General features: G+C 71.6%; 25 protein-coding genes. 18 read left to right on the plus strand and 7 right to left on the minus strand.

Features of this window, described 5'->3' with window-relative positions; genetic code table 11:
• Window positions 1–12 precede the first annotated feature (12 nt).
• On the minus strand, window positions 13–585 hold the full coding sequence (locus KWI83_RS12545; protein WP_218514399.1) for a helix-turn-helix domain-containing protein: 573 nt from the start codon (window positions 583–585) through the stop codon (window positions 13–15).
• A gap of 63 nt (window positions 586–648) precedes the next feature.
• Here KWI83_RS12545 and KWI83_RS12550 point away from each other — a divergent pair, with 63 nt between their 5' ends.
• From KWI83_RS12550 to KWI83_RS12585, 8 genes are all read left to right on the plus strand, one after another.
• Window positions 649–1,578: an NAD(P)/FAD-dependent oxidoreductase gene (locus KWI83_RS12550; protein WP_218514400.1), complete on the plus strand. Its 930-nt coding sequence runs from the start codon at window positions 649–651 to the stop codon at window positions 1,576–1,578.
• Between the two features lie 29 nt (window positions 1,579–1,607).
• Window positions 1,608–3,146 (plus strand): ATP-dependent DNA ligase, encoded by a 1,539-nt coding sequence (locus tag KWI83_RS12555; protein ID WP_218514401.1) that lies wholly within the window; start codon window positions 1,608–1,610, stop codon window positions 3,144–3,146.
• The gene (locus KWI83_RS12560) at window positions 3,143–3,607 is read left to right on the plus strand and encodes an NUDIX domain-containing protein (protein ID WP_218514402.1); all 465 of its coding nucleotides are present in this window, start codon (window positions 3,143–3,145) and stop codon (window positions 3,605–3,607) included. Before KWI83_RS12555 ends, KWI83_RS12560 begins: the two co-directional genes overlap by 4 nt.
• Window positions 3,608–3,682: 75 nt before the next feature.
• Entirely contained in the window at window positions 3,683–5,068 is a 1,386-nt protein-coding gene (locus KWI83_RS12565; RefSeq protein ID WP_218514403.1) for an NADP-dependent succinic semialdehyde dehydrogenase, read from the plus strand.
• Between the two features lie 25 nt (window positions 5,069–5,093).
• Entirely contained in the window at window positions 5,094–5,330 is a 237-nt protein-coding gene (locus KWI83_RS12570; RefSeq protein WP_141310221.1) for a DUF6213 family protein, read from the plus strand.
• A 90-nt stretch (window positions 5,331–5,420) separates the two neighbouring features.
• Entirely contained in the window at window positions 5,421–6,560 is a 1,140-nt protein-coding gene (locus KWI83_RS12575) for a type III polyketide synthase (protein ID WP_308122038.1), read from the plus strand.
• Window position 6,561: 1 nt separating this feature from the next.
• The gene (locus KWI83_RS12580; protein WP_218514405.1) at window positions 6,562–7,119 is read left to right on the plus strand and encodes a hypothetical protein; all 558 of its coding nucleotides are present in this window, start codon (window positions 6,562–6,564) and stop codon (window positions 7,117–7,119) included.
• A 7-nt stretch (window positions 7,120–7,126) separates the two neighbouring features.
• On the plus strand, window positions 7,127–7,648 hold the full coding sequence (locus KWI83_RS12585) for a cupin domain-containing protein (RefSeq protein WP_218514406.1): 522 nt from the start codon (window positions 7,127–7,129) through the stop codon (window positions 7,646–7,648).
• Window positions 7,649–7,706: 58 nt separating this feature from the next.
• Here KWI83_RS12585 and KWI83_RS12590 read toward each other — a convergent pair whose 3' ends face one another.
• Window positions 7,707–8,936: an acyl-CoA dehydrogenase family protein gene (locus KWI83_RS12590; RefSeq protein WP_218514407.1), complete on the minus strand. Its 1,230-nt coding sequence runs from the start codon at window positions 8,934–8,936 to the stop codon at window positions 7,707–7,709.
• 170 nt (window positions 8,937–9,106) lie between these two features.
• On the opposite strand from KWI83_RS12590, the gene KWI83_RS12595 reads away from it, so the two are divergent.
• Entirely contained in the window at window positions 9,107–9,748 is a 642-nt protein-coding gene (locus KWI83_RS12595) for a TetR family transcriptional regulator (protein ID WP_218514408.1), read from the plus strand.
• A gap of 70 nt (window positions 9,749–9,818) precedes the next feature.
• Here KWI83_RS12595 and def read toward each other — a convergent pair whose 3' ends face one another.
• Window positions 9,819–10,358 (minus strand): peptide deformylase, encoded by a 540-nt coding sequence (def, locus tag KWI83_RS12600; RefSeq protein WP_218514409.1) that lies wholly within the window; start codon window positions 10,356–10,358, stop codon window positions 9,819–9,821.
• A 156-nt stretch (window positions 10,359–10,514) separates the two neighbouring features.
• On the opposite strand from def, the gene KWI83_RS12605 reads away from it, so the two are divergent.
• The 5 genes from KWI83_RS12605 (at window position 10,515) to KWI83_RS12625 (ending at window position 15,568) form a co-directional block, all read left to right on the plus strand.
• Complete coding sequence (locus KWI83_RS12605) at window positions 10,515–11,753, plus strand: MurT ligase domain-containing protein (RefSeq protein WP_218514410.1); 1,239 nt, start codon at window positions 10,515–10,517, stop codon at window positions 11,751–11,753.
• Between the two features lie 20 nt (window positions 11,754–11,773).
• A complete protein-coding gene (locus tag KWI83_RS12610) occupies window positions 11,774–12,505 on the plus strand; it encodes a type 1 glutamine amidotransferase (RefSeq protein WP_218514411.1) in 732 nt (243 codons plus the stop codon).
• 187 nt (window positions 12,506–12,692) lie between these two features.
• Window positions 12,693–13,718, plus strand: a complete 1,026-nt coding sequence (locus tag KWI83_RS12615; RefSeq protein WP_218514412.1) for a 6-phosphofructokinase — start codon at window positions 12,693–12,695, stop codon at window positions 13,716–13,718.
• Between the two features lie 177 nt (window positions 13,719–13,895).
• The gene (locus KWI83_RS12620; protein ID WP_218514413.1) at window positions 13,896–14,846 is read left to right on the plus strand and encodes a cytochrome c oxidase assembly protein; all 951 of its coding nucleotides are present in this window, start codon (window positions 13,896–13,898) and stop codon (window positions 14,844–14,846) included.
• A gap of 551 nt (window positions 14,847–15,397) precedes the next feature.
• Window positions 15,398–15,568, plus strand: coding sequence for a hypothetical protein (locus KWI83_RS12625; protein ID WP_218514414.1), 171 nt, complete (start codon window positions 15,398–15,400; stop codon window positions 15,566–15,568).
• A 6-nt stretch (window positions 15,569–15,574) separates the two neighbouring features.
• Here the strand turns inward: KWI83_RS12625 and KWI83_RS12630 are convergent, their stop codons facing one another.
• The 4 genes from KWI83_RS12630 to KWI83_RS12645 form a co-directional block, all read right to left on the minus strand.
• Window positions 15,575–16,780, minus strand: coding sequence for a sensor histidine kinase (locus tag KWI83_RS12630; protein WP_218514415.1), 1,206 nt, complete (start codon window positions 16,778–16,780; stop codon window positions 15,575–15,577).
• A 309-nt stretch (window positions 16,781–17,089) separates the two neighbouring features.
• Entirely contained in the window at window positions 17,090–18,802 is a 1,713-nt protein-coding gene (locus KWI83_RS12635) for a cation acetate symporter (RefSeq protein WP_218514416.1), read from the minus strand.
• Window positions 18,803–18,814: 12 nt separating this feature from the next.
• Window positions 18,815–19,174, minus strand: coding sequence for a hypothetical protein (locus KWI83_RS12640; protein ID WP_218514417.1), 360 nt, complete (start codon window positions 19,172–19,174; stop codon window positions 18,815–18,817).
• Between the two features lie 2 nt (window positions 19,175–19,176).
• Window positions 19,177–19,926 (minus strand): LytTR family DNA-binding domain-containing protein, encoded by a 750-nt coding sequence (locus tag KWI83_RS12645; protein WP_218514418.1) that lies wholly within the window; start codon window positions 19,924–19,926, stop codon window positions 19,177–19,179.
• Between the two features lie 77 nt (window positions 19,927–20,003).
• Between KWI83_RS12645 and KWI83_RS12650 the strand changes: the two genes are divergently transcribed.
• From KWI83_RS12650 to KWI83_RS12665, 4 genes are all read left to right on the plus strand, one after another.
• The gene (locus tag KWI83_RS12650; protein WP_218514419.1) at window positions 20,004–20,507 is read left to right on the plus strand and encodes an Lrp/AsnC family transcriptional regulator; all 504 of its coding nucleotides are present in this window, start codon (window positions 20,004–20,006) and stop codon (window positions 20,505–20,507) included.
• Between the two features lie 122 nt (window positions 20,508–20,629).
• Window positions 20,630–21,451 carry a dimethylargininase gene (gene ddaH, locus KWI83_RS12655; protein WP_218514420.1) on the plus strand — a complete coding sequence of 274 codons (822 nt, stop codon included), beginning with the start codon at window positions 20,630–20,632 and terminating at the stop codon, window positions 21,449–21,451.
• A complete protein-coding gene (rocD, locus tag KWI83_RS12660; RefSeq protein WP_218514421.1) occupies window positions 21,448–22,671 on the plus strand; it encodes an ornithine--oxo-acid transaminase in 1,224 nt (407 codons plus the stop codon). Before ddaH ends, rocD begins: the two co-directional genes overlap by 4 nt.
• A gap of 856 nt (window positions 22,672–23,527) precedes the next feature.
• Window positions 23,528–26,026: a SpoIIE family protein phosphatase gene (locus KWI83_RS12665; protein WP_218514422.1), complete on the plus strand. Its 2,499-nt coding sequence runs from the start codon at window positions 23,528–23,530 to the stop codon at window positions 26,024–26,026.
• Window positions 26,027–26,028: the final 2 nt, after the last annotated feature.

Genomic DNA, 26,028 nt, shown 5'->3' on the forward strand with positions numbered 1-26,028 from the left:
CAGTCAGATGCGTCACGCCCGCTTCGGCCGCGCCCGTACATGCATCCGCTCGCCCTGCGGCCCGAACAGGCTCAGGAACTCCGCCGGCCCCTCCCCCGTCGACCCGAACCAGTGCGGCACCCGCGTGTCGAACTCTGCCGCCTCCCCGGCCGTGAGGACCACATCATGGTCGCCCAGCACCACCCGCAGCCGTCCCGACAGCACGTACAACCACTCGTAGCCCTCATGGGTGCGCGGTTCGGGCTCCTCCTCACGCTGCGGTACCAGCACCTTGAAGGCCTGGAGACCGCCGGGCTGCCGGGTGAGCGGCCAGTAGGTGCGTCCGTGTCGCACCAGGGGCTCGGCCCGTACCCGCGGGTCCCCCACCGGCGGCGTTCCGACCAGCTCGTCCAGCGGCACCTGGTGGGCCCGCGCGATCGGCAGCAGCAACTCCAGGCTGGGCTTGCGCAGGCCCGACTCCAGCCGGGAGAGGGTGCTCACCGAGATGCCGGTGGCCTCGGACAGCGCGGCCAGGGTCACCTCCCGCTCCTTCCGGATCCGCCGCAGCCTCGGCCCCACACCCGCCAGCACGTCATCGGTCGTCATGTCCGTATTGCAGAATCGGCAAAGACGTTTGTCAATCCCGTACCAGCGAGCGACCGTGTCGGTATGACCGAGACTTACGAAGTGATCGTGATCGGCGGCGGCACGGCGGGCCTGTCCGCCGCCCTCGTACTGGGCCGCGCCCGGCGCCGCACGCTGGTGATCGACGCGGGCGAACCGCGCAACGCGCCCGCCGCGCACATGCAGGGCTATCTGTCGCGGGACGGCATGCCGCCCGCCGAGTTCCTGGCGATCGGCCGCGAGGAGATCGCGCGGTACGGCGTGGAGCTGGTCCGGGACCGGGCGGTGGACGTCACGCGCGGCAAGGACTTCGCGGTCGCGCTGGCGAGTGGACGGCACGTGCACGCCCGACGGCTCGTCGTCACCACCGGCCTCAAGGACGAGCTGCCTGCGGTGCCGGGAGTCGCGGAGCGGTTCGGCCGGGATGTGCTGCACTGCCCGTACTGCCACGGATGGGAGGTCCGCGACCAGGCCTTCGGCGTGCTCGCCACCAGCCCGCTGAGCGTGCACCAGGCGCTGATCGTCACCCAGTGGTCCAAGGACGTGACGTTCTTCCTGCACGAGGTCGCCGAGGAGGAGCTGTCCGACGACGACCTGCGCCGGCTCGCCGCGGCCGGGGTCAAGGTCGTGCCGGGCGAGGTCGCGGGCGTGGTGGTCGAGGACGACCGGCTCACCGGTGTCCGGCTCGCGGACGGCACGGTGCACGACCGTCAGGTGCTGTTCACGGCGCCCCGCGCCGTCCCGCAGACCGGCCTGCTGCAGCGGCTGGGCTCCGAGCTGAACGAGACGCCGTTCGGCGCGTACGCCGTGGTGGACGCGACGGGCCTGACGAGCGTGCCGGGCGTGTGGGCCGCGGGCAACGCCGTCGGCTTCTCCGAGCAGGTGGTGAACGCGGCGAGCGGCGGCTACCGCGCGGGCGCCACGATCAACGGGGAGCTGCTGATGGCCGACCTCGACGCGGCCGTCCAGGTGTAGGCCCCGCCTCCCCGGTGCACCATGACTGCATGCTGCTGACCCGGCTCGCCGACGTGTCCCGGGAGGTCGCCGCCACCTCGGCGCGGTCCCGCAAGATCGCCCTGCTCGCCGAGTTGTTCCGGGACGCGGAGCCGGACGACGTGCCGATCGTCATCCCGTATCTCGCGGGCCGCCTGCCGCAGGGCCGGCTCGGCATCGGCTGGAAGGTGCTCGGCCGCCGGGTCGATCCGGCCGCCGAGCCGACCCTGACCGTGCGCGAGGTCGACGCCCGCCTCAGCGCGATCGGCAAGGTCACGGGCACCGGTTCGCAGGCCGAGCGGGCCCGGCTGGTCGGGGAGTTGATGGGCGCGGCCACCGAGGGCGAGCAGCGTTTCCTGATCGGCCTGATCACCGGTGAGGTCCGGCAGGGCGCGCTGGACGCGCTCGCCGTCGAGGGGCTGGCGCAGGCGACCGGGGCGGCGGGCCCGGACGTGCGGCGGGCGGTGATGCTGGCGGGTTCGCTGCAGTCCGTGGCGCAGGCACTGCTCACCGACGGTCCGCAGGCCCTGGACCGGTTCCGCCTCACCGTGGGCCGCCCGGTCCTGCCGATGCTCGCGCACACCGCGTCCTCGGTTCCCGAGGCGGTCGGCAAGCTGGGCGCCTGCGCGGTGGAGGAGAAGCTGGACGGCATCCGCGTCCAGGTCCACCGCGACGGCGACGACGTACGTCTCTACACCCGCACCCTCGACGACATCACCGACCGGCTGCCCGAGCTGACCTCGGCCGCGCTTCAGCTGCGCGGCGAGCGGTTCGTGCTGGACGGCGAGGTGATCGCCTTCGACGAGCGCGGCCGCCCGCGCTCGTTCCAGGAGACGGCCGGCCGGGTCGGCTCCCGGGTGGACGTGGCCACGGCAGCCCGGGCGGTCCCGGTCTCCCCCGTCTTCTTCGACGCGCTGTCCGTCGACGGCCGTGATCTGCTCGACCTGCCGTTCGCCGAGCGGCACGCGGAGCTGGCCCGGCTGGTGCCCGAGCCGATGCGGGTACGGCGGACCGTGGTGTCCGGGCCCGACGACGTGCCCGCCGCCGAGGCGTTTCTCGCCCAGACCCTCGAACGCGGTCACGAGGGCGTCGTGGTCAAGGCGCTGGACGCGTCCTACAACGCGGGGCGGCGCGGCGCCGCCTGGCTGAAGGTCAAGCCCGTGCACACCCTCGACCTGGTGGTCCTGGCCGCCGAGTGGGGCCACGGCCGCCGCACCGGCAGGCTCTCCAACCTCCACCTCGGCGCCCGCACGGCCGACGGCGGCTTCGCGATGCTCGGCAAGACGTTCAAGGGCCTGACCGACGCGATGCTGACCTGGCAGACCGAGCGGCTCCAGGAGCTGGCCGTCGAGTCCGACGGACATGTGGTGACCGTACGCCCGGAACTCGTCGTGGAGATCGCCTACGACGGTCTGCAGAGGTCGACCCGCTATCCGGCCGGTGTCGCCCTCCGCTTCGCGCGCGTGGTCCGCTACCGGGAGGACAAGCGCCCGGAGGAGGCGGACGCCGTCGAGACGGTGCTGGCCGCGCATCCGGAGGTCGGGCCGTGAGGGGCAGGCACAGCGCGGGTCTGCTGCTGTTCCGGCACACCGACGGCGGTCTGGAGGTGTTGCTGGGCCACATGGGCGGACCGTTCTTCGCCCGGCGGGACGCGGGCGCGTGGACCGTGCCGAAGGGCGAGTACGACCCCGCGGAGCCCGCCTGGGAGGCGGCGCGCCGGGAGTTCCAGGAGGAGCTCGGGGTGCCGCCGCCGGACGGCGAGGCCGTGCCGCTCGGCGAGGTCCGGCAGACGGGCGGCAAGATCGTCACGGTGTGGGCGGTCGAGGGCGACCTCGACCCCGGCTCCGTCAATCCCGGCACCTTCACCATGGAGTGGCCGCCGAAGTCGGGACGCACCCAGGAGTTCCCCGAGCTGGACCGCGTGGCGTGGTTCGGCATGGAGCGGGCCCGCGAGGTGATCATCAAGGCGCAGTGCGCGTTTCTCGACCGCCTGGCGGAGCACTCGGCCTGAAGAGGCCCGCACGCGTTGCGGCCCCCACCGCCGCGCGGGAAGGTCGAAGCACAGTCGCTCCCCAGGAGGTCAGCCATGCCCATCGCAACGGTTAACCCGGCGAACGGCGAGACGATCAAGACGTACGAGGCCATGGGCGCCGAGGAGATCGAGCGCCGGCTCCAGCTCGCCGCGGCCACGTTCCGTACGTACCGGGAGACCGGCTTCGCCGACCGCGCGCGGCTGCTGAACCGGGCCGCGGACCTCCTGGACGAGGACCAGCAGGACATCGCCCGCGTGCTGACCACCGAGATGGGCAAGCCGATCAAGCAGGCGCGCGCGGAGGCCGCGAAGTGTGCCAAGGCGATGCGCTGGTACGCCGCGAACGCCGAGCGGCTCCTCGCCGACGAGGAGCCCGCCGACTCCGACGTCAGGGACTCCGGCGCGTCCCGGGTCCGGGTCCGCTACCGGCCGCTCGGCCCGATCCTCGCGGTGATGCCGTGGAACTTCCCCCTGTGGCAGGTGATCCGCTTCGCGGCGCCCGCGCTGATGGCGGGCAACGTCGGTCTGCTCAAGCACGCCTCGAACGTGCCGCAGACCGCCCTCTACCTGGAGGACCTGTTCCACCGGGCGGGCTTCACCGAGGGCTGCTTCCAGACCCTGCTCATCGGCTCCGCCGCGGTCGGCGACATCCTGCGCGACGAACGCGTCAGGGCGGCGACCCTGACCGGCAGCGAGCCCGCCGGACGCGCGGTCGCCTCCACCGCCGGGGAGATGGTCAAGAAGACGGTGCTGGAGCTGGGCGGCAGCGACCCGTACATCGTGATGCCGTCGGCGGACCTCGACCGGGCGGCCCAGGTCGCGGTGGCGGCGCGGGTGCAGAACAACGGGCAGTCGTGCATCGCCGCGAAGCGGTTCATCGTGCACACGGACGTGTACGACGCCTTCGCCGAGCGTTTCACCGAGGGCATGAAGGCTCTCAAGGTCGGCGACCCGATCGCGGAGGAGACGGAGGTCGGACCGCTGGCCAGCGAGCAGGGCCGGGCCGATCTGGAGGAACTGGTCGACGACGCCAGGCGCTCCGGTGCCACGGTGCTGTGCGGCGGCGAGCGGCCCGAGGGCGACGGCTGGTACTACCCGCCGACGGTCCTCGCCGGGATCACCCGCGAGATGCGCGTCCACCGCGAGGAGGCGTTCGGCCCCGTCGCCACGCTGTACCGGGCGGGTGACCTGGACGAGGCGGTGCTGATCGCCAACGATTCTCCGTTCGGGCTGAGTTCCAACGTGTGGACGCGCGAGGAGGCGGATGTCGACCGGTTCGTACGGGACCTGGAGGCGGGCGGTGTGTACGTCAACGGGATGACCGCCTCCCACCCGGCGTTCCCGTTCGGGGGTGTGAAGCGGTCCGGGTACGGGCGTGAGCTGTCCGGGCACGGAATCCGCGAGTTCTGCAACATCACGACCGTATGGCACGGAGCGTGAGGGTTCCGGGGCTACGATCCCCTTTGTGAACCGCGAAGTGACCCTGCCACTGATCGTCGACGACCGCGGTACCTTGCAGGTGGCCGCGGCCGATGTGAGCAAGCTGCTCCGCACGGTGGGCGGGAGGTGGCTGCGTCTCGTCGAGGCCGGGCAGGAGGGGCTCGACGAGGACACGGTGGCCGCGCTGACCATTGAGCTGGCCAAGCTGGCCGACCGGATCGACGTGGCGTGCATCGCGCACAGCAGTGGGGCCGGTTCGTAGAGGTCACCGGCGTGCGGTGGTCCGGCAGCCCAAGGTCGCTGTCGCCTGTACGGAGTAGTTGGCGAGAGATCGCGGGCCTCCCGGGTGATCGTGGGTTTACACCTCCTTGGAGGTGAACCACCTTCTGACCGGGGCCAAGAGCCTTCCGGACGGCGAAAGCAGGCACGGTTCATGGCGACTTTGTGCAGACCCTCGGTGTCCGTTCCAGAACATGTGATCACGATGGAAGAGACGCTGGAGCTGGCGCGCTCCCGCCACGCGGACCATCCCCAACTTCCGCTGGCCCTCCGGCTGATCGAGAACACCGGCGTGCGCACGCGGCACATCGTGCAGCCCATCGAGGAGACCCTCAAGCACCCCGGATTCGAGACACGCAACAAGATCTACGAGACCGAGGCCAAGGCGCGCGTCCCGGCGGTCGTGCAACGGGCGCTCGACGACGCGGAACTGCTCACCGGCGACATCGACGTGATCATCTATGTGTCGTGTACGGGCTTCATGATGCCCTCGCTCACGGCCTGGCTGATCAACGAGATGGGCTTCCCGAGCAACACCCGTCAGATCCCCATAGCGCAGCTGGGCTGTGCGGCCGGCGGCGCGGCGATCAACCGGGCCCACGACTTCTGCATGGCCTACCCAAACGGCAATGTGCTGATCGTGGCCTGCGAGTTCTGCTCGCTGTGCTACCAGCCCACCGACATCGGCGTCGGATCGCTGCTGTCCAACGGCCTGTTCGGCGACGGCATCGCCGCCGCCGTGGTCCGCGGCCGCGGCGGCACCGGCGTGAAGCTGGAGCGCAACGGCTCGTACCTGATCCCCAAGACCGAGGACTGGATCTCGTACGACGTCCGGGCCACCGGATTCCACTTCCTGCTGGACAAGCGGGTGCCCGGCACCATGGAGCCGCTCGCCCCGGCGCTGCACGAGCTGGCGGGCGCCCACGGCTGGGACGCCTCCGACCTGGACTTCTACATCATCCACGCCGGAGGGCCCCGCATCCTCGACGACCTGAGCAAGTTCCTGCAGGTCGATCCGCACGCCTTCCGGTTCAGCCGGGCCACCCTCACCGAGTACGGCAACATCGCCAGCGCCGTCGTCCTGGACGCCCTGCGCAGGCTGTTCGAGGAGGGCGGCGCCGAGCACCGGGCGCGCGGACTGCTCGCCGGGTTCGGACCCGGCATCACCGCGGAGATGTCCGTGGGCCGCTGGCAGATCGACGAGATGGCGTGAGATGAGCGCAGCAACGACCACCGAGACCGTGGCCCCCGTCCGGCAGTGGGGCGAGGGCTGGGCCTGGCCGGTCACCCGGCTTGCCCCGCACTTCGTCCCGGACCGTGGCGCGGTCGGCTTCCTGGACCCGCCGGACCACACCCGGCCGCGCCGCTCGGCGGCCTCCGCGTTCCCGGCGCGGGGCGTGGAGCGAGTGCGGGAGACGTCCCGGCGGATGCTCGACGAGCTGGCGGACGAACTGCTCCAGGACGGCCCGCCCGCCGATCTCACGGCGGCCGTGCCGACCCCGTTCCCGATCGCGGTGATCTGTGAGCCGATGGGCGTCCCAGCCGCCGACCGGCCGTATCTCGCGGCCAACCGGGACTCGGACGTCTTCCCCGGCCCCGAGACGATCGACTTCTCCCGCAACCCCCACCCGCATGTGGCGTTGGGGGTCGGACCCCACTGCTGCGTGGGCGGGATGCCGGCGAAGCTGGAGTCCGAACTGCTGGTGGACGCCCTGCCCTTCAAGAAGGGCCCGTTGGTCCGCGGGCCCGAGACCCTGCCCGTGACCTGGTGAGCCCACGATGACCGCCACCGAGGGGCTCCTGGTGCCACCCGGCCATGGCCGGGTGGTCCAGACACCCGCCCAGCACGTGACGTTCAAGGTCACCGGCTCGCACTCCCGGACGGCCTCCACCTTCGAGGTGCTCGTCCCCCCGGGCTTCGACGTCGGCGCCCATGTGCACACCCGCAGCGAGGAGTTGTTCTACGTCCTCGAAGGCGAGCTGGACGTGCTGGCCTTCGAGCCCCGCGTCCGGACGCCCGACAACTGGCAGAAGTGGGAGTCGAGTTCGGGCAGACGGGTGGTCCGGGCGACACCGGGCACGCTCATCGTCGTACCGCCCGGCTGCCCGCACGCGTTCGCGAATCCGACGGAGACCCCGGCGAAGATGTTCTTCCAGGCGTCCCCGCCCCCGGATCACGAGCGGTACTTCGAGGAGCTGCTGGAGATCCTGAGGGACGGGGGCCCGCCGGATCACGAGGCGATCGAGGCATTGCGCGCCAGGTACGACATCCAGCAACTGACTCCACTGCGGCACAGGTGACTGACTCAGGGGCGAGGGGAACTGCGCGCCCAGCCCCCCACACCCCGCAGCGCGCGTACTACCGAATGGACATCCCCGAGACCGTCCGAGCAATCACCAGCCGCTGAATCTCACTGGTCCCCTCGAAGATCGTGTAAATCGCGGCATCCCGGTGCATCCGCTCCACGGGGTACTCACGCGTGTAGCCGTTGCCACCCAGGATCTGCACGGCCTGGGCAGTGACCTTCTTGGCCGTCTCACTGGCGAACAGCTTGGACATGGAGCCCTCGGCGGCCGTGAACGGCTTGCCGTTGACCGCCATCCAGGACGCCCGCCACACCAGCAGCCGCGCCGCATCGATGGACGTACGCATGTCGGCGAGCTGGAACGCCACGCCCTGGTTGTCGATGATCGGCCGACCGAACTGCTCACGCGTCATCGCGTAGTCCAGGGCCACCTCGTACGCCGCCCGGGCCGTGCCCACCGCCATCGCGCCGACGGCGGGACGGCTCGCCTCGAACGTCGCCATCGCCGCGTTCTTCACCCGCTCCCCGCCGGAGGCCTTCGCCTTCTCCCGGGCGCGGGCGAGCCGCTCGTCCAGCTTCTCCTTGCCGCCGAGCAGGCAGGAGCCGGGGACGCGGACGTTGTCGAGGACGACCTCGGCGGTGTGCGAGGCGCGGATGCCGTGCTTCTTGAACTTCTGGCCCTGGGACAGCCCCGGCGTGTTCGGCGGGATGATGAAGGAGGCGTGGCCCTTGGAGCCCAGCTCGGGGTCGACGACCGCGACGACCACATGGACGCCCGCGATGCCGCCGTTGGTCGCCCAGGTCTTGGTGCCGTTGATGACCCACTCGTCCTTGGCCTCGTCGTACACCGCACGCGTGCGCATGGACGCCACGTCGGAGCCCGCGTCGGGCTCGGAGGAGCAGAACGCGGCGACCTTGACATCGCTCGCGTCGCCGTACATCTGAGGGATCCAGGTGCCGATCTGCTCCTCGGTGCCGTTGGCGAGCACGCCCACTGCCGCGAGGCCGGTGCCGACGATCGACAGGGCGATACCGGCGTCGCCCCAGAACAGCTCCTCCATGGCCATCGGGATGCCGAGGCCGGTGGGGTCGAAGTACTGCTGCGCGTAGAAGTCGAGGGAGTAGATGCCGACCTTCGCGGCCTCCTGGATGACCGGCCAGGGAGTCTCCTCACGCTCGTCCCATTCGGCGGCCGCGGGGCGGATCACGTCGGCGGCGAAGCCATGGAGCCAGTCCCGGACCTCCTTCTGTTCGTCGTTGAGCTCCATGGTGAACTCGGCCATGTCCCCTCCAGTGGCGCACAAAGCATGTTACTTGCGGTAACGGCAGTCTGTTACCCATGGGTAGGAAAAGTCAACTGACGACGACTCCTCGGCAGCCCGTTCGAGGTACTGGGCGCGTTGAGTGTTAGTTTGCGCTGGCGTCACCGATTCAGCACGGGTGGGGAGAGCTCATGGACACCACGCAGCGGACCGAGCAGCAGCGGTCCGCCGACCGCCGACGGCGCGAGCTCTTGGAGGCCGCCGACCGAGTGGTGCTGCGGGACGGTCCGCAGGCGTCGATGAACGCCATCGCCGCGGAGGCGGGCATCACGAAGCCGATCCTGTATCGCCACTTCGGCGACAAGGGCGGGTTGTACGCGGCGCTGGCCAAGCGGCACACGGACGCGCTGCTGGACTCACTGCGGGCCGCGCTGGACGCTCCGGCGGAGCGGCGTGAACGGGTGGAGGCCACGCTGGACACCTACCTCGCGGCGATCGAGGCGCGGCCTCAGGTGTATCGGTTCCTGATGCATCCGGCGGAGGGGTCGTCGGGGGACCAGGGATTCGATGTGGGCAAGCACTCGGCGCCGTTGTTGCGGCGGATGGGTGAGGAACTGGCCCAGGTGATCGAGGAGCGGCTGGATCTCGGGCCGGGGAGTCAGCAGCTGGCTCGGGTGTGGGGGCATGGGATCGTCGGGATGATGCATGCCGCGGGGGACTGGTGGTTGGGGGAACGGCCTTGTTCTCGGGCTGAGTTGGTGCGGAGTCTGGCCGATCTGTTGTGGGGGCGTCTCGCGGCTGCGGGGGATCGGATGGGGAGCCCGGGGTTCTGACGGCTGGGTGTCGTCTGCGGGTCGTGGGGGGTTGGTCGCGCAGTTCCCCGCACCCCTGGGGTGGGCATCCTCACCTGCGCCAAGAGGCTCGGGCCGCCTGTCGCATCAGGCGTCTGTGACGCCAGCCCTTCACACGGTCCGCGTAGACCGTCCCCTCCACGTGGTCGCACTCGTGCTGCAGGCACCGTGCGAAGAAACCGGTGCCGTGGATCGTGATCGGGTCCCCGGTCGTCGTGACGCCTTCCACCACCGCGTGGTCGTAGCGCTCCGTTCCCGCCTCCAGGCCCGGCAGGGACAGGCAGCCCTCGGGGCCGCGGATCACCACGCCGTCCGTTTCCACCAGGCGTGGGTTGACCACGTGGCCGAGGTGTCGTACGTCATCGTCGTCGGGGCAGTCGAAGACGAAGACCCGGAACGGGACGCCGACCTGGTTCGCGGCCAGGCCCACGCCCTGGGCGGCGTACATCGTCGTGAACAAGTCCTCCACCAAGGGGGAGAGTTCGGGGCCGAAGTCGGTGACTTCCGTGCAGGGTGTGTGAAGGTGCGGGTCGCCGAGCAGGGTGAGGGGCCGGACACGCCCGTGAGCGCCCGGGATGGGGCCTTGTCGCATGCCGGCAAGGGTACGGTCCTCGCTGGCGCGCTCCCCGCGCGCGGGGATCGTGACGGTGCCGCGATTCGGGCAGGTGAGTGGATCTCGATAGGCTGAGTCCTCACCACGTTGCCGGATGCTACGGCGCGGCGCGTACGCAAGGAGGATCGAGAACTGATGGCAGGCAACTCGGACCCGCTCACGCCGCGGGCCAAGCTGGCCGTGACCGCGGGCAAGGCGGTCGCTGCGGCATCGCGCGCCGCCGGGCGCGGCAGCGGTTCGGTGATCGGGGGCCGGGTGGCCCTCAAACTCGACCCCGACCTCCTCGCCCGGCTCGCCCAGAACCTGGACGTGGTCCTGGTGTCGGCGACCAACGGCAAGACCACGACCACGCGGCTCATCGCCGAGGCGCTGCGCGCCGCGGGGCCCGTGGTGTCCAACGCACTCGGCGCGAACATGCCCGCCGGTATCACCTCGGCGCTGGCGGGGAACTCGGACGCCAAGTTCGGTGTCATCGAGGTGGACGAGAAGTACCTCGCCGGGGTGGCCCGGGACACCGACCCGAAGTGCATCGCGCTGCTGAACCTCTCCCGCGACCAGCTCGACCGTGCCGCCGAGACCCGGATGCTCGCCGAGAACTGGCGTGAGGGGCTCGCCGGGTCGAAGGCCGTGGTGGTCGCCAACGCGGACGACCCGCTGGTGGTGTGGGCGGCGTCCTCCTCCCCCAACGTGATCTGGGTCGCCGCCGGGCAGATGTGGAAGGACGACGCCTGGTCCTGCCCGTCCTGCGGCGGTGTGATGCAGCGCCCCGGCGACGACTGGTTCTGCGGCGAGTGCGGCTTCCGCCGGCCCACGCCGAGCTGGGCGCTGTCCGGCGACCACGTCCTCGACCCGCACGGCTCCGCCTGGCCGATCCACCTCCAGCTGCCGGGCCGCGCCAACAAGGCCAACGCCACCTCCTCGGCCGCCGTCGCCGCCGTGTTCGGTGTGCCGCCGCAGGTCGCCCTGGAGCGGATGTACCAGGTGCAGGCCGTGGCCGGGCGGTACGACGTGGTGCAGTTCATGCAGCGCGATCTGCGGCTGCTGCTCGCCAAGAACCCGGCCGGATGGCTGGAGACGTTCTCCCTCATCGACCCGCCGCCGACGCCGGTGATCCTGTCCGTGAACGCGCGCTCCGCCGACGGTACGGACACCTCCTGGCTGTGGGACGTCGACTACACGCGGCTGACCGGCCACCCGATCTTCGTCATCGGCGACCGGAAGCTCGACCTCGCGGTGCGGCTGGAGGTGGCGAACCAGCACTTCCAGGTGTGCGACAACCTCGACCAGGCGGTGCAGACGGCCCCGCCCGGCCGGATCGAGGTCATCGCCAACTACACCGCGTTCCAGGACCTGCGCCGCCGCGTCGGCAACTGACAAGCACTCAGGGGACTTTCGTGAGCGACAACCAACTGCGGGTCGTCTGGATCTACCCGGACCTGCTCAGCACGTACGGCGACCAGGGCAACGTCCTCGTCGTGGAACGCCGGGCCCGGCAGCGCGGCCTGGACGTGGCCCGGCTCGACGTGCGCAGCGACCAGCCGATCCCGACGTCCGGCGACATCTACCTGATCGGCGGCGGCGAGGACCGCCCGCAGCGGCTCGCGGCCGAGCGGCTGCGCCGGGACGGCGGTCTGCACCGGGCCGTGGGGAACGGCGCGATCGTGTTCTCCGTGTGCGCCGGCTACCAGATCCTCGGCCACGAGTTCATCAACGACCTCGGCCAGCGCGAGCCCGGCCTCGGGCTGCTGGACGTGGTGTCCGTGCGCGGCGAGGGCGCGCGGTGCGTCGGTGACGTGCTGGCCGACATCGACCCGCGCCTGGGCCTGCCCCCGCTGACCGGCTTCGAGAACCACCAGGGCGTCACCCACCTCGGCCCCACCGCCCGCCCGCTCGCGCAGGTGCGGTTCGGCAACGGCAACGGCACGGGCGACGGCACGGAGGGCGCGTACAACGACACGGTCTTCGGTACGTACATGCACGGCCCGGTGCTGGCCCGCAACCCGCAGATCGCCGATCTGCTGCTGAAGCTGGCACTGGACGTCAACGCGCTGCCGCCGACCGACGACCGCTGGTACGAGGCGCTGCGGAGCGAGCGCATCGCGGCGGCGCAGCAGCAGCCCGCCTGAGGCCCGTTCACCGGCGGTCCAGCACCGCTTCAGGAGCCCGTCTGACGGACCGTCCGCACAGGTGAGCGGGGGCGTCCAGCAGGCGGACGTACGGTTCGGTCCCGCCCCCCGGTGCCGCTAGGGTGGCGGGGATCGAGCCGGACAGCGTGGTCCGGATCCGGCCCACGTCGAGAAGGTATTTCGGGCTATGCGCATTGGTGTCCTCACGTCCGGCGGCGACTGCCCCGGCCTGAACGCCGTCATCCGGTCCGTCGTGCACCGTGCCGTCGCCGACCACGGCGACGAGGTCATCGGGTTCCGCGACGGCTGGAAAGGCCTCCTGGAGTGCGACTACCTCAAGCTCGACCTCGACGCGGTGGGCGGCATCCTCGCCCGCGGCGGCACCATCCTCGGCTCCTCCCGGGTCCGTCCCGAGCATCTGCGGGACGGCGTGGAGCGGGCCAGGGGGCATGTCCAGGATCTCGGCCTGGACGCGATCATCCCGATCGGCGGTGAGGGCACGCTCAAGGCGGCCCGGCTGCTGTCGGACAGCGGGCTGCCCATCGTGGGCGTGCCGAAGACCATTGACAACGACATCGCCGTGACCGACGTGACCTTCGGCTTCGACACCGCCGTGACCGTCGCGACCGAGGCGCTGGACCGGCTGAAGACCACCGCCGAGTCGCATCAGCGGGTGCTGATCGTCGAGGTCATGGGGCGGCACACCGGGTGGATCGCCCTGCACTCGGGCATGGCGGCGGGCGCCCACGCCATCGTCGTACCCGAGCGGCCCTTCGACATCGAGGAGCTGACCGCGAAGGTCGGCGAGCGGTTCGAGGCGGGCAAGCGGTTCGCGATCGTCGTCGTGGCGGAGGGGGCGAAGCCGCGGCCCGGCACGATGGCGTTCGACGAGGGCGGCAAGGACATCTACGGGCACGAGAGGTTCGCGGGGGTCGCCCGGCAGCTGTCCGTCGAGCTGGAGAACCGGCTCGGGAAGGAGGCGCGGCCGGTCATTCTCGGGCATGTGCAGCGGGGTGGTACGCCCACGGCCTATGACCGGGTGCTCGCGACTCGGTTTGGGTGGCATGCGGTGGAGGCGGTGCATCGGGGGGAGTTCGGGAAGATGACCGCGCTGAAGGGGACCGACATCGTGATGGTGCCTTTGGCTGAGGCGGTGGAGACTCTCAAGACCGTGCCGTCGGATCGGTACGCGGAAGCGGAGTGCGTGCTTTAGCCGTCCGGCGGGTGCGGGTCGTGGTGGGTTGCTCGCGCCCACGCGGCGGAGCCGCATATCGACGCAGCCCCGCACCCCTGAGGGCATGCACTCCCCCCGGTCGCAGGTGTCACCGGACGCGGTTCTAGTCTTGGGGCGGACGTAAACGCACAACCCCCACGAAACAGGAGCCGTCGGATGGATCACAGCGGGCACGGCATGACCACGGATTTGCCGCCGTTCACGCTGGGGCGGGGGCTGCAGTGGTCGGCGGAGCCGTTCTTTCTCGTGGCCTGCCTGCTGGGGCTCGCGCTGTACGGGTGGGGCGTCGTCCGGCTGCGGCAGCGTGGGGACGCGTGGCCGGTCGGGCGGACCGTGTCCTTCGTCGCCGGGGTGCTGACCATCGGGCTGATGATGTGCACCAAGCTGAACGACTACGGCATGGTCATGTTCAGCGTGCACATGGTGCAGCACATGGTGATCAGCATGCTGTCGCCGATCCTGATCCTGCTCGGCGGCCCGATCACGCTCGCGCTACGCGCGCTGCCGCCCGCCGCCCGGGGCCACAAGGGTCCGCGTGAGCTGCTGCTGGCGCTGCTGCACAGCCGGTACATGCGGATCATCACGCACCCGGCGTTCACGATCCCGCTGTTCATCGCCAGCCTCTACGCGCTGTACTTCACCCCGATCTTCGACTTCCTGATGGGCTCCAAACCCGGGCACATCGCGATGATGGTGCACTTCCTCGCCGTCGGCCTGGTGTTCTTCTGGCCGATCATCGGCGTGGACCCGGGGCCGCACCGGCCCGGCCATCTGATGCGGATGCTGGAGCTGTTCGCGGGCATGCCGTTCCACGCGTTCTTCGGCATCGCGCTGATGATGGCCTCGACGCCGATGGTCGGCACCTACGCCGACCCGCCCGCCTCGCTCGGCATCGACGCGCTCGCCGACCAGAACGCGGCCGGCGGTATCGCCTGGGCGTTCAGCGAAATCCCGTCCGTGCTGGTGCTGATCGCGCTGCTGTTCCAGTGGTACGCCTCCGAACAGCGGCAGGCGCGGCGCAAGGACCGGGCCGCCGACCGCGACGGCGACAAGGAACTTGAGGCATACAACGCCTATTTGGCGTCACTGCACGCACACGGCCGCTGACCTGCGTGTCACCCCGCTGTACCGCGCCGGGGGCCACTCGTCGACATCGAGGGACCGGGCCGCGGGATCAGCCGCCCGGTCGGCACGGCGGGCCGCTGAGTGGGGCCGGGGGCACGGGGGGACGGTCCGGCCACTCCCCCGGGTCCGGGTACGTCGGCATCGCCGCCGACCAGCTGGCCGCCGACCAGCCGGACCCCCCACAAGCGAGCCGACGCCAAGCGCCACGACGTAAACGGAGCCGTCGACCTGCGCGACCTCGTCGCCCGGCGCGGCCGCTCGCCCCGGCGGGGTGCGCCTGCATCGGGCTGACTGACCGCACTGGACGCCCTGACCGCCGGACACGAGCGGGGTGTCCTGGCCGTCCTCGGCCGCCGCCGGTCTGTTCTCGCCGGGCTGCACGCTGTAGTACGGATTCCACCCTTCCGTCCACGCGGCCGGGTCCTGGACGAGCGAGAGGTCCTGGAATTGGGGCACTCATTTCGTCGTGTGCACGGTACGACAGCAGAACGGGGGCACCATGGGAGGGAACGAACCATGAGGAGGGTGTCGCGATGCCCGGTTCCACGGACGGTTCTACGAAGGCGATGGGGGTGCTCACCGTCGGCGGACTCGTGGCGGTGACCGCCTACACGGTGGCGCTCGGCAGCAACGGCTGGCTGTGGTTCGGCTGGGTCGTGCTGGGCCTGATCACCCTCGGGATGGTGGCCACCCACAGCACCTGAGGACGTTCACTCGCGGGTGAGCCGCCCCGCCGAGTGCACCCCCGGCTGGTACTTGGGCAGCCGGGCGGTGATCTTCATGCCCGCGCCGACGGCGGTCTCGATGACGAGGCCGTAGGCGTCGCCGTAGACCTGCCGGAGCCGGTCGTCGACGTTGGACAGCCCGATGCCGCCGGACGGGCTGACCTCCCCGGCGAGGATGCGGCGCAGCAGGCCGGGGTCCATTCCGGCGCCGTCGTCCTCGATGACCACGAGGGCCTCGGCGCCGGTGTCCTGCGCGGTGATGCTGATGTGGCACGTGTCGGCCTTGCCTTCGAGGCCGTGCTTGACGGCGTTCTCGACGAGCGGCTGGAGGCAGAGGAAGGGCAGCGCGACCGGGAGGACTTCGGGGGCGATCTGGAGCGTGACGGAGAGGCGGTCGCCGAAGCGGGCCCGGACGAGCGCCAGGTAGTGGTCGATGGCGTGGAGTTCGTCGGCGAGGGTGGTGAAGTCGCCGTGCCGGCGGAACGAGTAGCGGGTGAAGTCGGCGAACTCCAGCAGCAGTTCGCGGGCGCGCTCGGGGTCGGTGCGGACGAACGAGGCGATCACCGCGAGCGAGTTGAAGATGAAGTGCGGGGAGATCTGGGCGCGCAGGGCCTTGATCTCGGCCTCGATGAGGCGGGTGCGGGACTGGTCAAGGTCGGCGAGTTCGAGTTGGACGGAGACCCAGCGGGCCACCTCGCCGGCGGCGCGGACGAGGACGGCGGACTCGCGGGGCGCGCAGGCGACGAGGGCGCCGTGCACCCGGTCGTCGACGGTGAGCGGGGCGACCACGGCCCAGTGCAGCGGGCAGTCGGGGGCGTCGCAGGTCAGGCGGAAGGCCTCGCCGCGGCCGGTCTCCAGGGGGCCGGTGAGGCGTTCCATGATCTCGGCGCGGTGGTGGGCGCCCACGCCGTCCCAGGCGAGGACGTGCGTGTCGTCGGTGAGGCACAGGGCGTCCGTGCCGAGCAGTGAGCGCAGCCTGCGGGCGGACTTGCGGGCCGTTTCCTCGGTGAGACCGGCCCGCAGCGGGGGCGCGGCGAGGGACGCGGTGTGCAGGGTCTGGAAGGTGGCGTGCTCGACGGGGGTGCCGAGGCCGCCGAGGCTCTCGGGGCGGGCCGTGCGCCGGCCCAGCCAGAAGCCCGCGGCGAGCAGCGGAAGTACGGCGACACAGAGCCCGGCGACGAAACCGCTCATGCCCTCACCTCCAACCGGTCACCCACGTCCCTGCGCAGCAGCCCAACGGCACCACACGAACCCTCGGCGCCACCGCCCGGCCCCCGCCACCGAACCCCGGCATACGCCGGGCCGACCAGGTCATCGCCCATCGCCGTGACTTCCGGCGGCAGCAACGCACCAGCGACCCCCGACCCCCGACGGAACTCGCTCATGCCGTCACCTCCCCCAGGCCTCCCGAGCGGTCGCTCACACCCGCCCGCAGCAGCACAACAGCACCACCCGAACCCCCGGCGCCACCAACGGCTCCCGGCGCCCGGCGTGGCTCGGTCATGCCTTCACCTCCGCACGTACTTCCTCCGGCAGATGGAACCGCGCCAGGATCGCCGCCGTCCCCGCCGGGACCCGGCTCGGGGTCGCCAGTGACACCAGCACCATCGTGAGGAAGCCCAGCGGCACCGACCACAGCGCGGGCCAGGCGAGCAGGGCGTGCAGCGGACCCGCGCCGGGGAAGCCCGCCATCGTCGCGGCCACCGCCAGGAACGCCGAACCGCCGCCCACCAGCATCCCGGCCGCCGCGCCCGGCGGAGTCAGCCGCCGCCACCAGATGCCGAGCACCAGCAGCGGGCAGAACGACGACGCCGACACGGCGAAGGCCAGCCCCACCGAGTCCGCCACCGGCAACCCGCCGACCAGCACGCTCGCCGCGAGTGGCGCGGCCATCGCGAGGACCGTGCCGCGCCGGAAGTGCCGCACGCCCCGCGCGGGCAGGACGTCCTGCGCGAGCACGCCCGCCACCGCCATGGTCAGCCCCGACGCCGTGGACAGGAACGCCGCGAAGGCCCCGCCCGCCACCAGTGCGCCCAGCAGATCGCCGCCGACGCCCCCGATCATGCGCTCCGGCAGCAGCAGCACCGCCGCGTCCGCGTTGCCGGTGAGGGTGAGTTCGGGGGCGTAGATGCGGCCGAGGGCGCCGTACACCGGCGGCAGCAGATAGAAGCCGCCGATCAGGGCGAGCACGGCGACCGTCGTCCGGCGGGCGGCGACGCCGTGCGGGCTGGTGTAGAAGCGGACGACGACGTGCGGCAGGCCCATGGTGCCGAGGAAGGTGGCGAGGATCAGTCCGTACGTGGCGTACAGCGGGCGTTCGGCACGGTTCTCGGCCCGTGACGGTGACATCCCGCCGCCGCTCGCGGAGTCGGCCGGGGGGACGGGCGTGCCCTTGTCGAAGGTGAGGCGGGTGCTCTGTTCGATGCGGTGGGTGCCTGCGGGCAGGTCGAGCCGCTGCTCCTCGTACGACCGCCCGTCGACCGTGCCGCTGACCGTCACCGTCAGCGGCCTGTCGAGCCTCAGGTCGAGGGTGTCGTCGACGCGGACGACCCGCTGTTCGCGGAAGGCGGCCGGTTCGTCGAAGGCGTTGCGCGGGGCGCCGTCGCTCTGCCAGGCGAGGACGAGGAAGAGGGCGGGAACCAGGAGGGCGGTGAGCTTCAGCCAGTACTGGAAGGCCTGCACGAACGTGATGCTGCGCATGCCGCCCGCCGCGACGATCGCGGTCACGACGACGGCGACGATGATCCCGCCGAGCCAGTCGGGCGCGTCCGTCAGGACGGTCAGCGTCAGTCCGGCGCCCTGGAGCTGTGGCAGCAGGTACAGCCAGCCGACGCCGACGACGAAGGCGCCCGCGAGCCGCCGTACCGCCTGGGAGGCGAGGCGGGCCTCGGCGAAGTCGGGCAGCGTGTAGGCGCCGGAGCGGCGGAGGGGGGCGGCGACGAAGACGAGCAGCACCAGGTATCCGGCGGTGTAGCCGACCGGGTACCAGAGCATGTCCGGGCCCTGGACGAGGACCAGTCCCGCGATGCCGAGGAAGGACGCGGCGGACAGGTACTCGCCGCTGATCGCGGCCGCGTTCAGGCGGGGGCCGACGGTGCGGGAGGCGACGTAGAAGTCGGAGGTGGTCCGGGAGATGCGCAGGCCGAAGGCGCCGACGAGGATGGTCGCGACGACCACGAGGGCGACGGCGGGAACGGCGTATCCGGAGTACACGGGACCACGTCCTCAGCGGTCCTCGACCAGGCGGACGAAGTCCCGTTCGTTGCGTTCGGCGCGACCGACGTACCAGCGGGCCAGCAGCACCAGGGGCGCGTACAGGCAGAAGCCGAGGACCAGCCACTCCAGGTGGCGGGCATGGGGAGTGGTCGCGAACAGCAGGGGCAGGGGGCCGAACAGCAGGACCAGGACCGCGACCACCGTGAGGGCGGCGCGGAGCTGGGTGCGCATCAGGGAGCGGACGTAGGTGTGGCCGAGGGTGGTCTGCTCGTCGATCTCGGTGCGCGGGCGGTAGTAGCCGGAGGCGCGGCTTGTGCGGCGGGGCGGGCCGGTGACGACCACGCGGCGTTCGCTGGGTTCCGGGGGCATCGTCACGACCTCCTCATGAGCAGGTCCCGCAGCTCACGGGCGTGGCGGCGGCTGACCTGGAGCTCCTCCGTGCCCACCAGGACACTGACCGTGCCCGCGTCGAGACGGAGTTCGCCGATGTGGCGCAGGGCGACCAGGTGGCGGCGGTGGATGCGCACGAAGCCGCGGGAGCGCCAGCGCTCCTCCAGGGTGGACAGCGGGATGCGGACCAGGTGGCTGCCCTTGCCGGTGTGCAGGCGGGCGTAGTCGCCCTGGGCCTCGACATGGGTGATGTCGTCGACGGGGACGAAACGGGTCACGCCGCCCAGCTCGACGGGGATGTGGTCCGGGTCGGGTTCGTGGACGGGGATGCGGGGCGCGGTGCCGCGCTGCTCGGCGGCCCGGCGTACGGCCTCGGCGAGACGTTCCTTGCGGACCGGTTTCAGGACGTAGTCGACCGCCTTGAGGTCGAAGGCCTGGACGGCGAAGTCCTCGTGCGCGGTGACGAAGACGACCAGCGGCGGCTGGGCGAACCCGGTGAGCAGGCGGGCCAGGTCGAGGCCGTCGAGGCCGGGCATGTTGATGTCGAGGAAGACGACGTCGATGGCCTCGGGTCCGTCCGGTCCGGACTCCAGGGCGCGGGTGATCCGGCGCAGCGCCTCGGTCGCGTCGCCGGCACCCTCGGCGCTGCCGATCCGCGGATCCGCGTTCAGCAGGTACACGAGTTCCTCAAGGGAGGGTCGTTCGTCGTCGACAGCCAGGGCGCGCAGCATGAATGTGGAGTCTAGGTGCGATTCGTCCGCCTGCCCACGGCCGGGGCGTAGACGTTCGCGCTGGATACAGTGCCGTTATGAACAGCAGGCCGGTGCCCTTCGACGAACTGGACCGGAAGATCATCACCGCGCTGATGGCGAACTCCCGGACGAGCTTCGCCGAGATCGGCGCGGCGATCGGCCTGTCGTCGACCGCGGTGAAGCGCCGGGTGGACCGGCTGCGGGAGACCGGCGTGATCACCGGGTTCACGGCGACCGTGGAGCCGTCGGCGCTGGGCTGGCGCACCGAGGCGTATGTCGAGGTGTACTGCGAGGGTGCAGCGCCGCCCCGGCGGCTGGCGGAGGTGGTGCGGGGGTATCCCGAGATCGCGGCGGCGATGACGGTGACGGGCGGCGCGGACGCGCTGCTGCATGTGCGGGCGCGGGACGTGGAGCACTTCGAGGAGGTGCTGGAGCGGATCCGTACCGAGCCCTTCATCCGGAAGACGATCAGTGTGATGGTGCTGTCCCATCTGATCCCGGAGAGTCCGGATGCGGGTGCGAGCCAGCCCGCGCCGGAGCGCGCACCAGACGTGCGCTGAAGCCGGAAACTACGCAGCGATCCTGCGCGGACACGCAGCTTTTGTTTCTTGTCGGTCCTTTCCGCCGTTCCTACCTTGGTGTCACCCCCAGTCGACACCGCAGGAAGCGGAGGGACCCCTCTGTGCCCGAGAACCGTGTGCCGCGCCGGCGGCGCTTCCTCGTCTGCGAACCCAGACACTTCGCCGTGCAGTACGCGATCAACCCCTGGATGGACCCCGACGTCCGGGTCGACGTCGCTCTGGCCCAGGAGCAGTGGCGGACGCTGGTCCGCGCCTACGAGGACCACGGCCACACGGTCGACACCGTGCCGCCGGTGCCCGGGCTGCCGGACATGGTCTTCGCCGCCAACTCGGCGGTCGTCGTCGACGGCCGCGTCTTCGGCTCCCTCTTCCACGCGCCCGAGCGGCGCCCCGAGTCCGGTTACTACGACACGTGGTTCAAGGCGGCGGGCTTCGACGTCTACCGCCCGGAGAACGTGTGCGAGGGCGAGGGCGACCTCGTCCCGACGGGCCGGTACGTGCTGGCCGGCACCGGTTTCCGCACCACCCGCGAGGCGCATCGCGAGGTGCAGGAGTTCCTCGGTGTGCCGGTGATCTCCCTGACCCTGGTGGACCCGTACTTCTACCACCTGGACACGGCGCTGTTCGTGCTGGACGAGGAGAACATCGCGTACTACCCGGAGGCGTTCTCGCCGGGCAGCCGTGAGGTGCTCGCGCGGCTGTACCCGGACGCGGTGATCGGCACCCGTCAGGACGCCATGGCGTTCGGGCTGAACTCCGTCTCCGACGGGCGCCACGTCTTCGTCCCGCCCCGCGCCGAGGGCCTCGCCGCGCAGCTCGCCGACCGCGGCTATGTGCCCGTCCCCGTGGACCTGTCGGAGTTCCACAAGGCCGGTGGGGGCATCAAGTGCTGTACCCAGGAAATTCGGGAGATCCGTTCATGACCGCACCCGCCCGTACCCGTGACTCCGCCGAGCTGATCCGCGCCGAGGAGCCGGTGCTCGCGCACAACTACCATCCGCTGCCCGTGGTCGTCGCCCGTGCGGAGGGCACGTGGGTGGAGGACGTCGAGGGCCGCCGCTACCTCGACATGCTGGCCGGTTACTCGGCCCTCAACTTCGGTCACCGCCACCCCGCCCTGATCGAGGCGGCCCACCGCCAGCTCGACCGTCTGACGCTGACCTCGCGGGCCTTCCACAACGACCGGCTCGCCGAGTTCGCCGAACGGCTGGCCGAGCTCACCGGCCTGGACATGGTGCTGCCCATGAACACCGGCGCGGAGGCGGTGGAGAGCGGTGTCAAGGTGGCCCGCAAGTGGGCGTACGACGTGAAGGGCGTCCCCGCCGACCGGGCGACGATCGTGGTCGCGGCGGAGAACTTCCACGGCCGTACGACGACGATCGTGAGCTTCTCGACGGACGAGACGGCGCGGGCGGGGTTCGGCCCGTTCACGCCGGGCTTCCGGATCGTGCCGTACGACGACCTCGCGGCGCTGGAGGCGGCGGTCGACGAGACGACGGCGGCGGTGCTGATCGAGCCGATCCAGGGTGAGGCGGGCGTCCGCATCCCGTCCGACGGCTATCTGGCGGGCGTGCGGGAGCTGACGCGGCGCAAGGGGTGCCTGTTCATCGCGGACGAGATCCAGTCGGGCCTCGGCCGTACGGGCCGGACGCTCGCCGTCGAGCATGAGGACGTCGTCCCCGATGTGCTGCTGCTCGGCAAGGCGCTGGGCGGGGGCATCGTGCCGGTGTCGGCGGTGGTCGCGCGCCGGGAGGTGCTCGGGGTGCTGCGGCCGGGTGAGCACGGTTCGACGTTCGGCGGCAACCCGCTGGCCGCCGCGGTCGGCACGGCGGTGGTCGAGCTGCTTCAGACGGGCGAGTTCCAGCGCCGGGCCGCGGAGCTGGGCGTGGTACTGCGGGGCGGCCTTCAGGAGCTGGTCGGCAAGGGCGTCGTCGGCTTCCGGGCGCGGGGGCTGTGGGCCGGGGTCGACATCGACCCGGCGATCGGCAGCGGGCGGGAGATCAGCGAACGTCTGATGCGCGAGGGCGTGCTGGTGAAGGACACGCACGGCTCCACGATCCGGCTCGCGCCTCCGCTGACCATCACGGTCGAGGAGCTGCGGTCGGCGGTGGGGACGTTGGGGTCGGTGCTGGGACAGGCCTGAACGGCTTGCCGACCGCGGGGTGGGGCGGCTTCGCACGACGGGAGCAGTGCTCTCCGACGGCGTCGCCGCTCCACGCCGGGATCACCGCACTCCGAGCGCGAGCGGCGCTCCCGAACACGAGCACCACTCCGCGACAGCAGCGACGCTCCGCGACGGGGAGCAGTGATCCCGAAGGTGAGCATCGCTCCGGGCCAAGAGCACCGCTCGGCGACGATGAGAACCGCTCGGCGACGATGAGCAGCGCTCGGGGACGGTGAGCAGCACAGCGATCCCGATATACAAGCAGCACCCCGCCACACCAACACCGCCGCGCGACAGGGCGCACCGCTCCGCGATCGCGAGCGGCGGTCCGCAACAGGAGCACCACCCCGCCACAGGGAGCAGCAATCCCAAAGGCGAACAGCGCCCCCGCACAAGAGCACCGCGCGGCGACAGGGCGCACCGCTCCCCCAGCACGAGCAGCGATCCCACACACAAGCAGCACCCCGCCACAGGGAGCAGCAATCCCAAAGGCGAACAGCACCCCCGCACAAGAGCGCCGCGCGGCGACAGGGCGCACCGCTCCCCCAGCACGAGCAGCGATCCCACACACAAGCAGCACCCCGCCACACCAACACCGCCGCGCGACGGGGCGCACCGCTCCGCGAGCCCGAGGAGCGTGCCCGGAGGAGGGCGGCGCTCCGTCATGTGAGCAGCGCCCGCAAGCAAGAGGAGCGCTCTCACCAGGCCGTCCGCACGACCGCCCGCCCCGTGCCTCCCCCGGCGTGCGGTGCCCCCGCGCGGCAGCCCCGCCCCCGCAGGGGTGAAGATGGGTGCAAGAGGTGGTAGACCACTCTCACCGACAGAGAGGTCAACCGTGGGCACATTCGAGGAGCGCGATGTCGACCGTCGGCGGTTCGACGTGGCGGACGCCGCTCCCGTGCTGCTCGACGCCCAGGGCGTGGTGACGAGCTGGACCAGGGACGCCCAGCGCCTGCTGGGGTACGCCCCCGCGGAGGCGGTGGGCCGCGGTGTCGCCGAGCTGCTGATGCCTGAGGACGCGGCACGGGTGCCGGAGCTGGTCGAGCGGTGCCGCAGGGACGGCGGCTGGGCGGGCCTGCTGACGGCCCGGCGCGAGGACGGGGCGCCGCTGCGGGTGATGACCCGGATCGCCTCGGCGCTGGAGACGCGGGGCCCCTCCCGCTGGCTGGTGCTGCTGTCGGAGCTGGCCGATGCCCCCGGCTGGGACATGAGCCGCAGCTTGCTCGAGCAGCTGGTGGCCCGCTCCCCCGTCGGCATAGCGATCGTCGACACCAACCTGCGCTACGTCTGGTCGAACGCCGCCCTCGCCCAGTTCGGCGGCGGGCCACCGAGCCACCGGCTGGGCCTGCGGCTGGCGGACATCCAGCCGGGCCTGGACAGCGAGGCGATCGAGGCGCAGATGCTGCACGTCCTGGCGACCGGCGAGTCGGTCGTGGACTTCGAGCACGTGGGCCACGTACGGTCCGCCCCGTTCCGCGAGACCGCCCACATGATGACGTTCACCCGGCTCGACGACGGCCACGGCCATCCGGTGGGCGTGTACTACACCGTCGTCGACATCTCCGACCGGCACCGCGCCCGCCAGCGCCTCGCCCTGCTGGACCGGGCCGGCGAGCGCATCGGCCGCACCCTCGACATCACCCGCACCGCACAGGAGCTGGCCGACGTGGCGGTGCCGGAGCTCGCCGACTTCGTGACCGTGGACCTGCTGGAGTCGGTGCTGCGCGGCGCGGAACCGGAACCGGGGCCCCCGCGCGACACGGACCGGGTGCGGCTGCGCCGGGCGGGTCACCGCTCGCTCGACCGGTCCATCCCGGAGGCCGTCGTGGAGATCGGCGAGGTGGCCTCGTATCTGGCCGGATCGCCGCCGATCCGCTCGCTGACCACGGGCAGTTCCTGGCGTGAGGAACGGCTCGACCCGCTCGCCGAGGAGTGGGCCACGGACGTCCGTGGCGGCCGGCGGTCCATCTTCCTGGAGCTGGGCCTGCACAGCGCGATGACCGTGCCGATCCGCGCGCGGGGCGTCACCCTCGGCGTCACCACCTTCTTCCGGCGCCGCCGCCACGAGCCCTTCGACGAGGGCGACCTGAGCCTCGCCGAGGATCTCGTCTCCCGGGCGGCCGTGTGCGTGGACAACGCCCGGCGCTACACCCGCGAGCGGGACGCGGCCCTGGTGCTGCAGCGCAGCCTGCTGCCGCACCGGCTGCCGGAGCAGGAGGCCGTGGAGGTGACCGCCTGCTACCGGCCCGCCGACGAACTGACCGGCCTCGGCGGGGACTGGTACGACCTGATCCCGCTGTCGGGGGCACGGGTCGCCCTCGTGGTGGGCGAGGTCACCGGGCACGGCATCCACGCGGCGGCTGCCATGGGGCGGCTGCGGACCGCCGTACGCACCCTCGCGGCGCTGGACCTGCCGCCGGAGGAAGTGCTCGGCCATCTCGACGACCTGGTCGCCCGGGGCGCGCCCGAGGAGGGTGTCGTGCCGGACGCGGGCGGGACCGAGGGCAACCAGTGCGGGCCGCAGGTGGAGGACGCGGACAGCTCCCAGGCCGTCGGTTCCGGTTGCGTGTACGTCGTCTACGACCCGGTCGACGGCCGGTGCACGATGGCCGCCGCCGGGCATCCCACGCCGGTGGTGATCGGCCCGGACGGCAAGGTCATGTTCATGGAGCTGCCGCAGGGTCCGTCCCTCGGCGTGGGCGGACCGCCGTTCGAGTCGGTGGAGGTGACGCTGGCCGAGGGCAGCACGCTCGCGCTGCACACCGACGGGCTGCTGGCCGGTGACGACGAGGCGTGGGCGATCGATGTGAGCCGGGACCGGCTGCGCGGTGCGCTGCAGCTGTCCGCGCCGTCGCTGGTCCAGCGCTGCCGGGCCGTGGTCGACGCGCTGGTGCCCGCCCGCCCGCATGACGACGTGGCCCTGCTGATGGCCCGTACCCGGCTGCTCGGCGCCGAACAGATGGCGAGCTGGGACCTGCCCTCCGATCCGGCCGTGGTCGCCGACGCCCGCAAGGCGGCCTGCCGCCAGCTGTCGGAGTGGGGGCTGGACGAGCTGGCCTTCACCACCGAGCTGGTCGTGAGCGAGCTGGTCACCAACGCCATCCGGCACGCCACCGGCCCGATCCGGCTGCGCCTGATCAGGGCGGGGACGCTGGCCTGCGAGGTGTTCGACGGCGGCGCCACCGCACCGCATCTGCGCCATCCGCGCACCACGGACGAGGGCGGGCGCGGGCTGCTGCTGGTCTCGCAGCTCACCCAGCGGTGGGGCACCCGGTTCGTCCCCGACGGCAAGGTCATCTGGGCGGAGCAGCCGCTGACCGGCTTCGCGGAGTGACG

The sequence above is a fragment of the Streptomyces sp. TRM70350 genome (assembly GCF_019219825.1).
Lineage (GTDB): Bacteria > Actinomycetota > Actinomycetes > Streptomycetales > Streptomycetaceae > Streptomyces.

Coding starts and splice junctions, on each gene's coding strand:
- KWI83_RS12605 (WP_218514410.1), top strand. CDS start 10,515: ATGGCAGGCAACTCGGACCCGCTCACGCCGCGGGCCAAGCTGGCCGTG.
- KWI83_RS12550 (WP_218514400.1), top strand. CDS start 649: ATGACCGAGACTTACGAAGTGATCGTGATCGGCGGCGGCACGGCGGGC.
- KWI83_RS12595 (WP_218514408.1), top strand. CDS start 9,107: ATGGACACCACGCAGCGGACCGAGCAGCAGCGGTCCGCCGACCGCCGA.
- rocD (WP_218514421.1), top strand. CDS start 21,448: ATGACCGCACCCGCCCGTACCCGTGACTCCGCCGAGCTGATCCGCGCC.
- KWI83_RS12650 (WP_218514419.1), top strand. CDS start 20,004: ATGAACAGCAGGCCGGTGCCCTTCGACGAACTGGACCGGAAGATCATC.
- KWI83_RS12625 (WP_218514414.1), top strand. CDS start 15,398: ATGCCCGGTTCCACGGACGGTTCTACGAAGGCGATGGGGGTGCTCACC.
- KWI83_RS12645 (WP_218514418.1), bottom strand. CDS start 19,926: ATGCTGCGCGCCCTGGCTGTCGACGACGAACGACCCTCCCTTGAGGAA.
- def (WP_218514409.1), bottom strand. CDS start 10,358: ATGCGACAAGGCCCCATCCCGGGCGCTCACGGGCGTGTCCGGCCCCTC.
- KWI83_RS12565 (WP_218514403.1), top strand. CDS start 3,683: ATGCCCATCGCAACGGTTAACCCGGCGAACGGCGAGACGATCAAGACG.
- KWI83_RS12585 (WP_218514406.1), top strand. CDS start 7,127: ATGACCGCCACCGAGGGGCTCCTGGTGCCACCCGGCCATGGCCGGGTG.
- KWI83_RS12555 (WP_218514401.1), top strand. CDS start 1,608: ATGCTGCTGACCCGGCTCGCCGACGTGTCCCGGGAGGTCGCCGCCACC.
- KWI83_RS12590 (WP_218514407.1), bottom strand. CDS start 8,936: ATGGCCGAGTTCACCATGGAGCTCAACGACGAACAGAAGGAGGTCCGG.
- KWI83_RS12545 (WP_218514399.1), bottom strand. CDS start 585: ATGACGACCGATGACGTGCTGGCGGGTGTGGGGCCGAGGCTGCGGCGG.
- KWI83_RS12615 (WP_218514412.1), top strand. CDS start 12,693: ATGCGCATTGGTGTCCTCACGTCCGGCGGCGACTGCCCCGGCCTGAAC.
- KWI83_RS12620 (WP_218514413.1), top strand. CDS start 13,896: ATGGATCACAGCGGGCACGGCATGACCACGGATTTGCCGCCGTTCACG.
- KWI83_RS12580 (WP_218514405.1), top strand. CDS start 6,562: ATGAGCGCAGCAACGACCACCGAGACCGTGGCCCCCGTCCGGCAGTGG.
- KWI83_RS12640 (WP_218514417.1), bottom strand. CDS start 19,174: ATGCCCCCGGAACCCAGCGAACGCCGCGTGGTCGTCACCGGCCCGCCC.
- KWI83_RS12630 (WP_218514415.1), bottom strand. CDS start 16,780: ATGAGCGGTTTCGTCGCCGGGCTCTGTGTCGCCGTACTTCCGCTGCTC.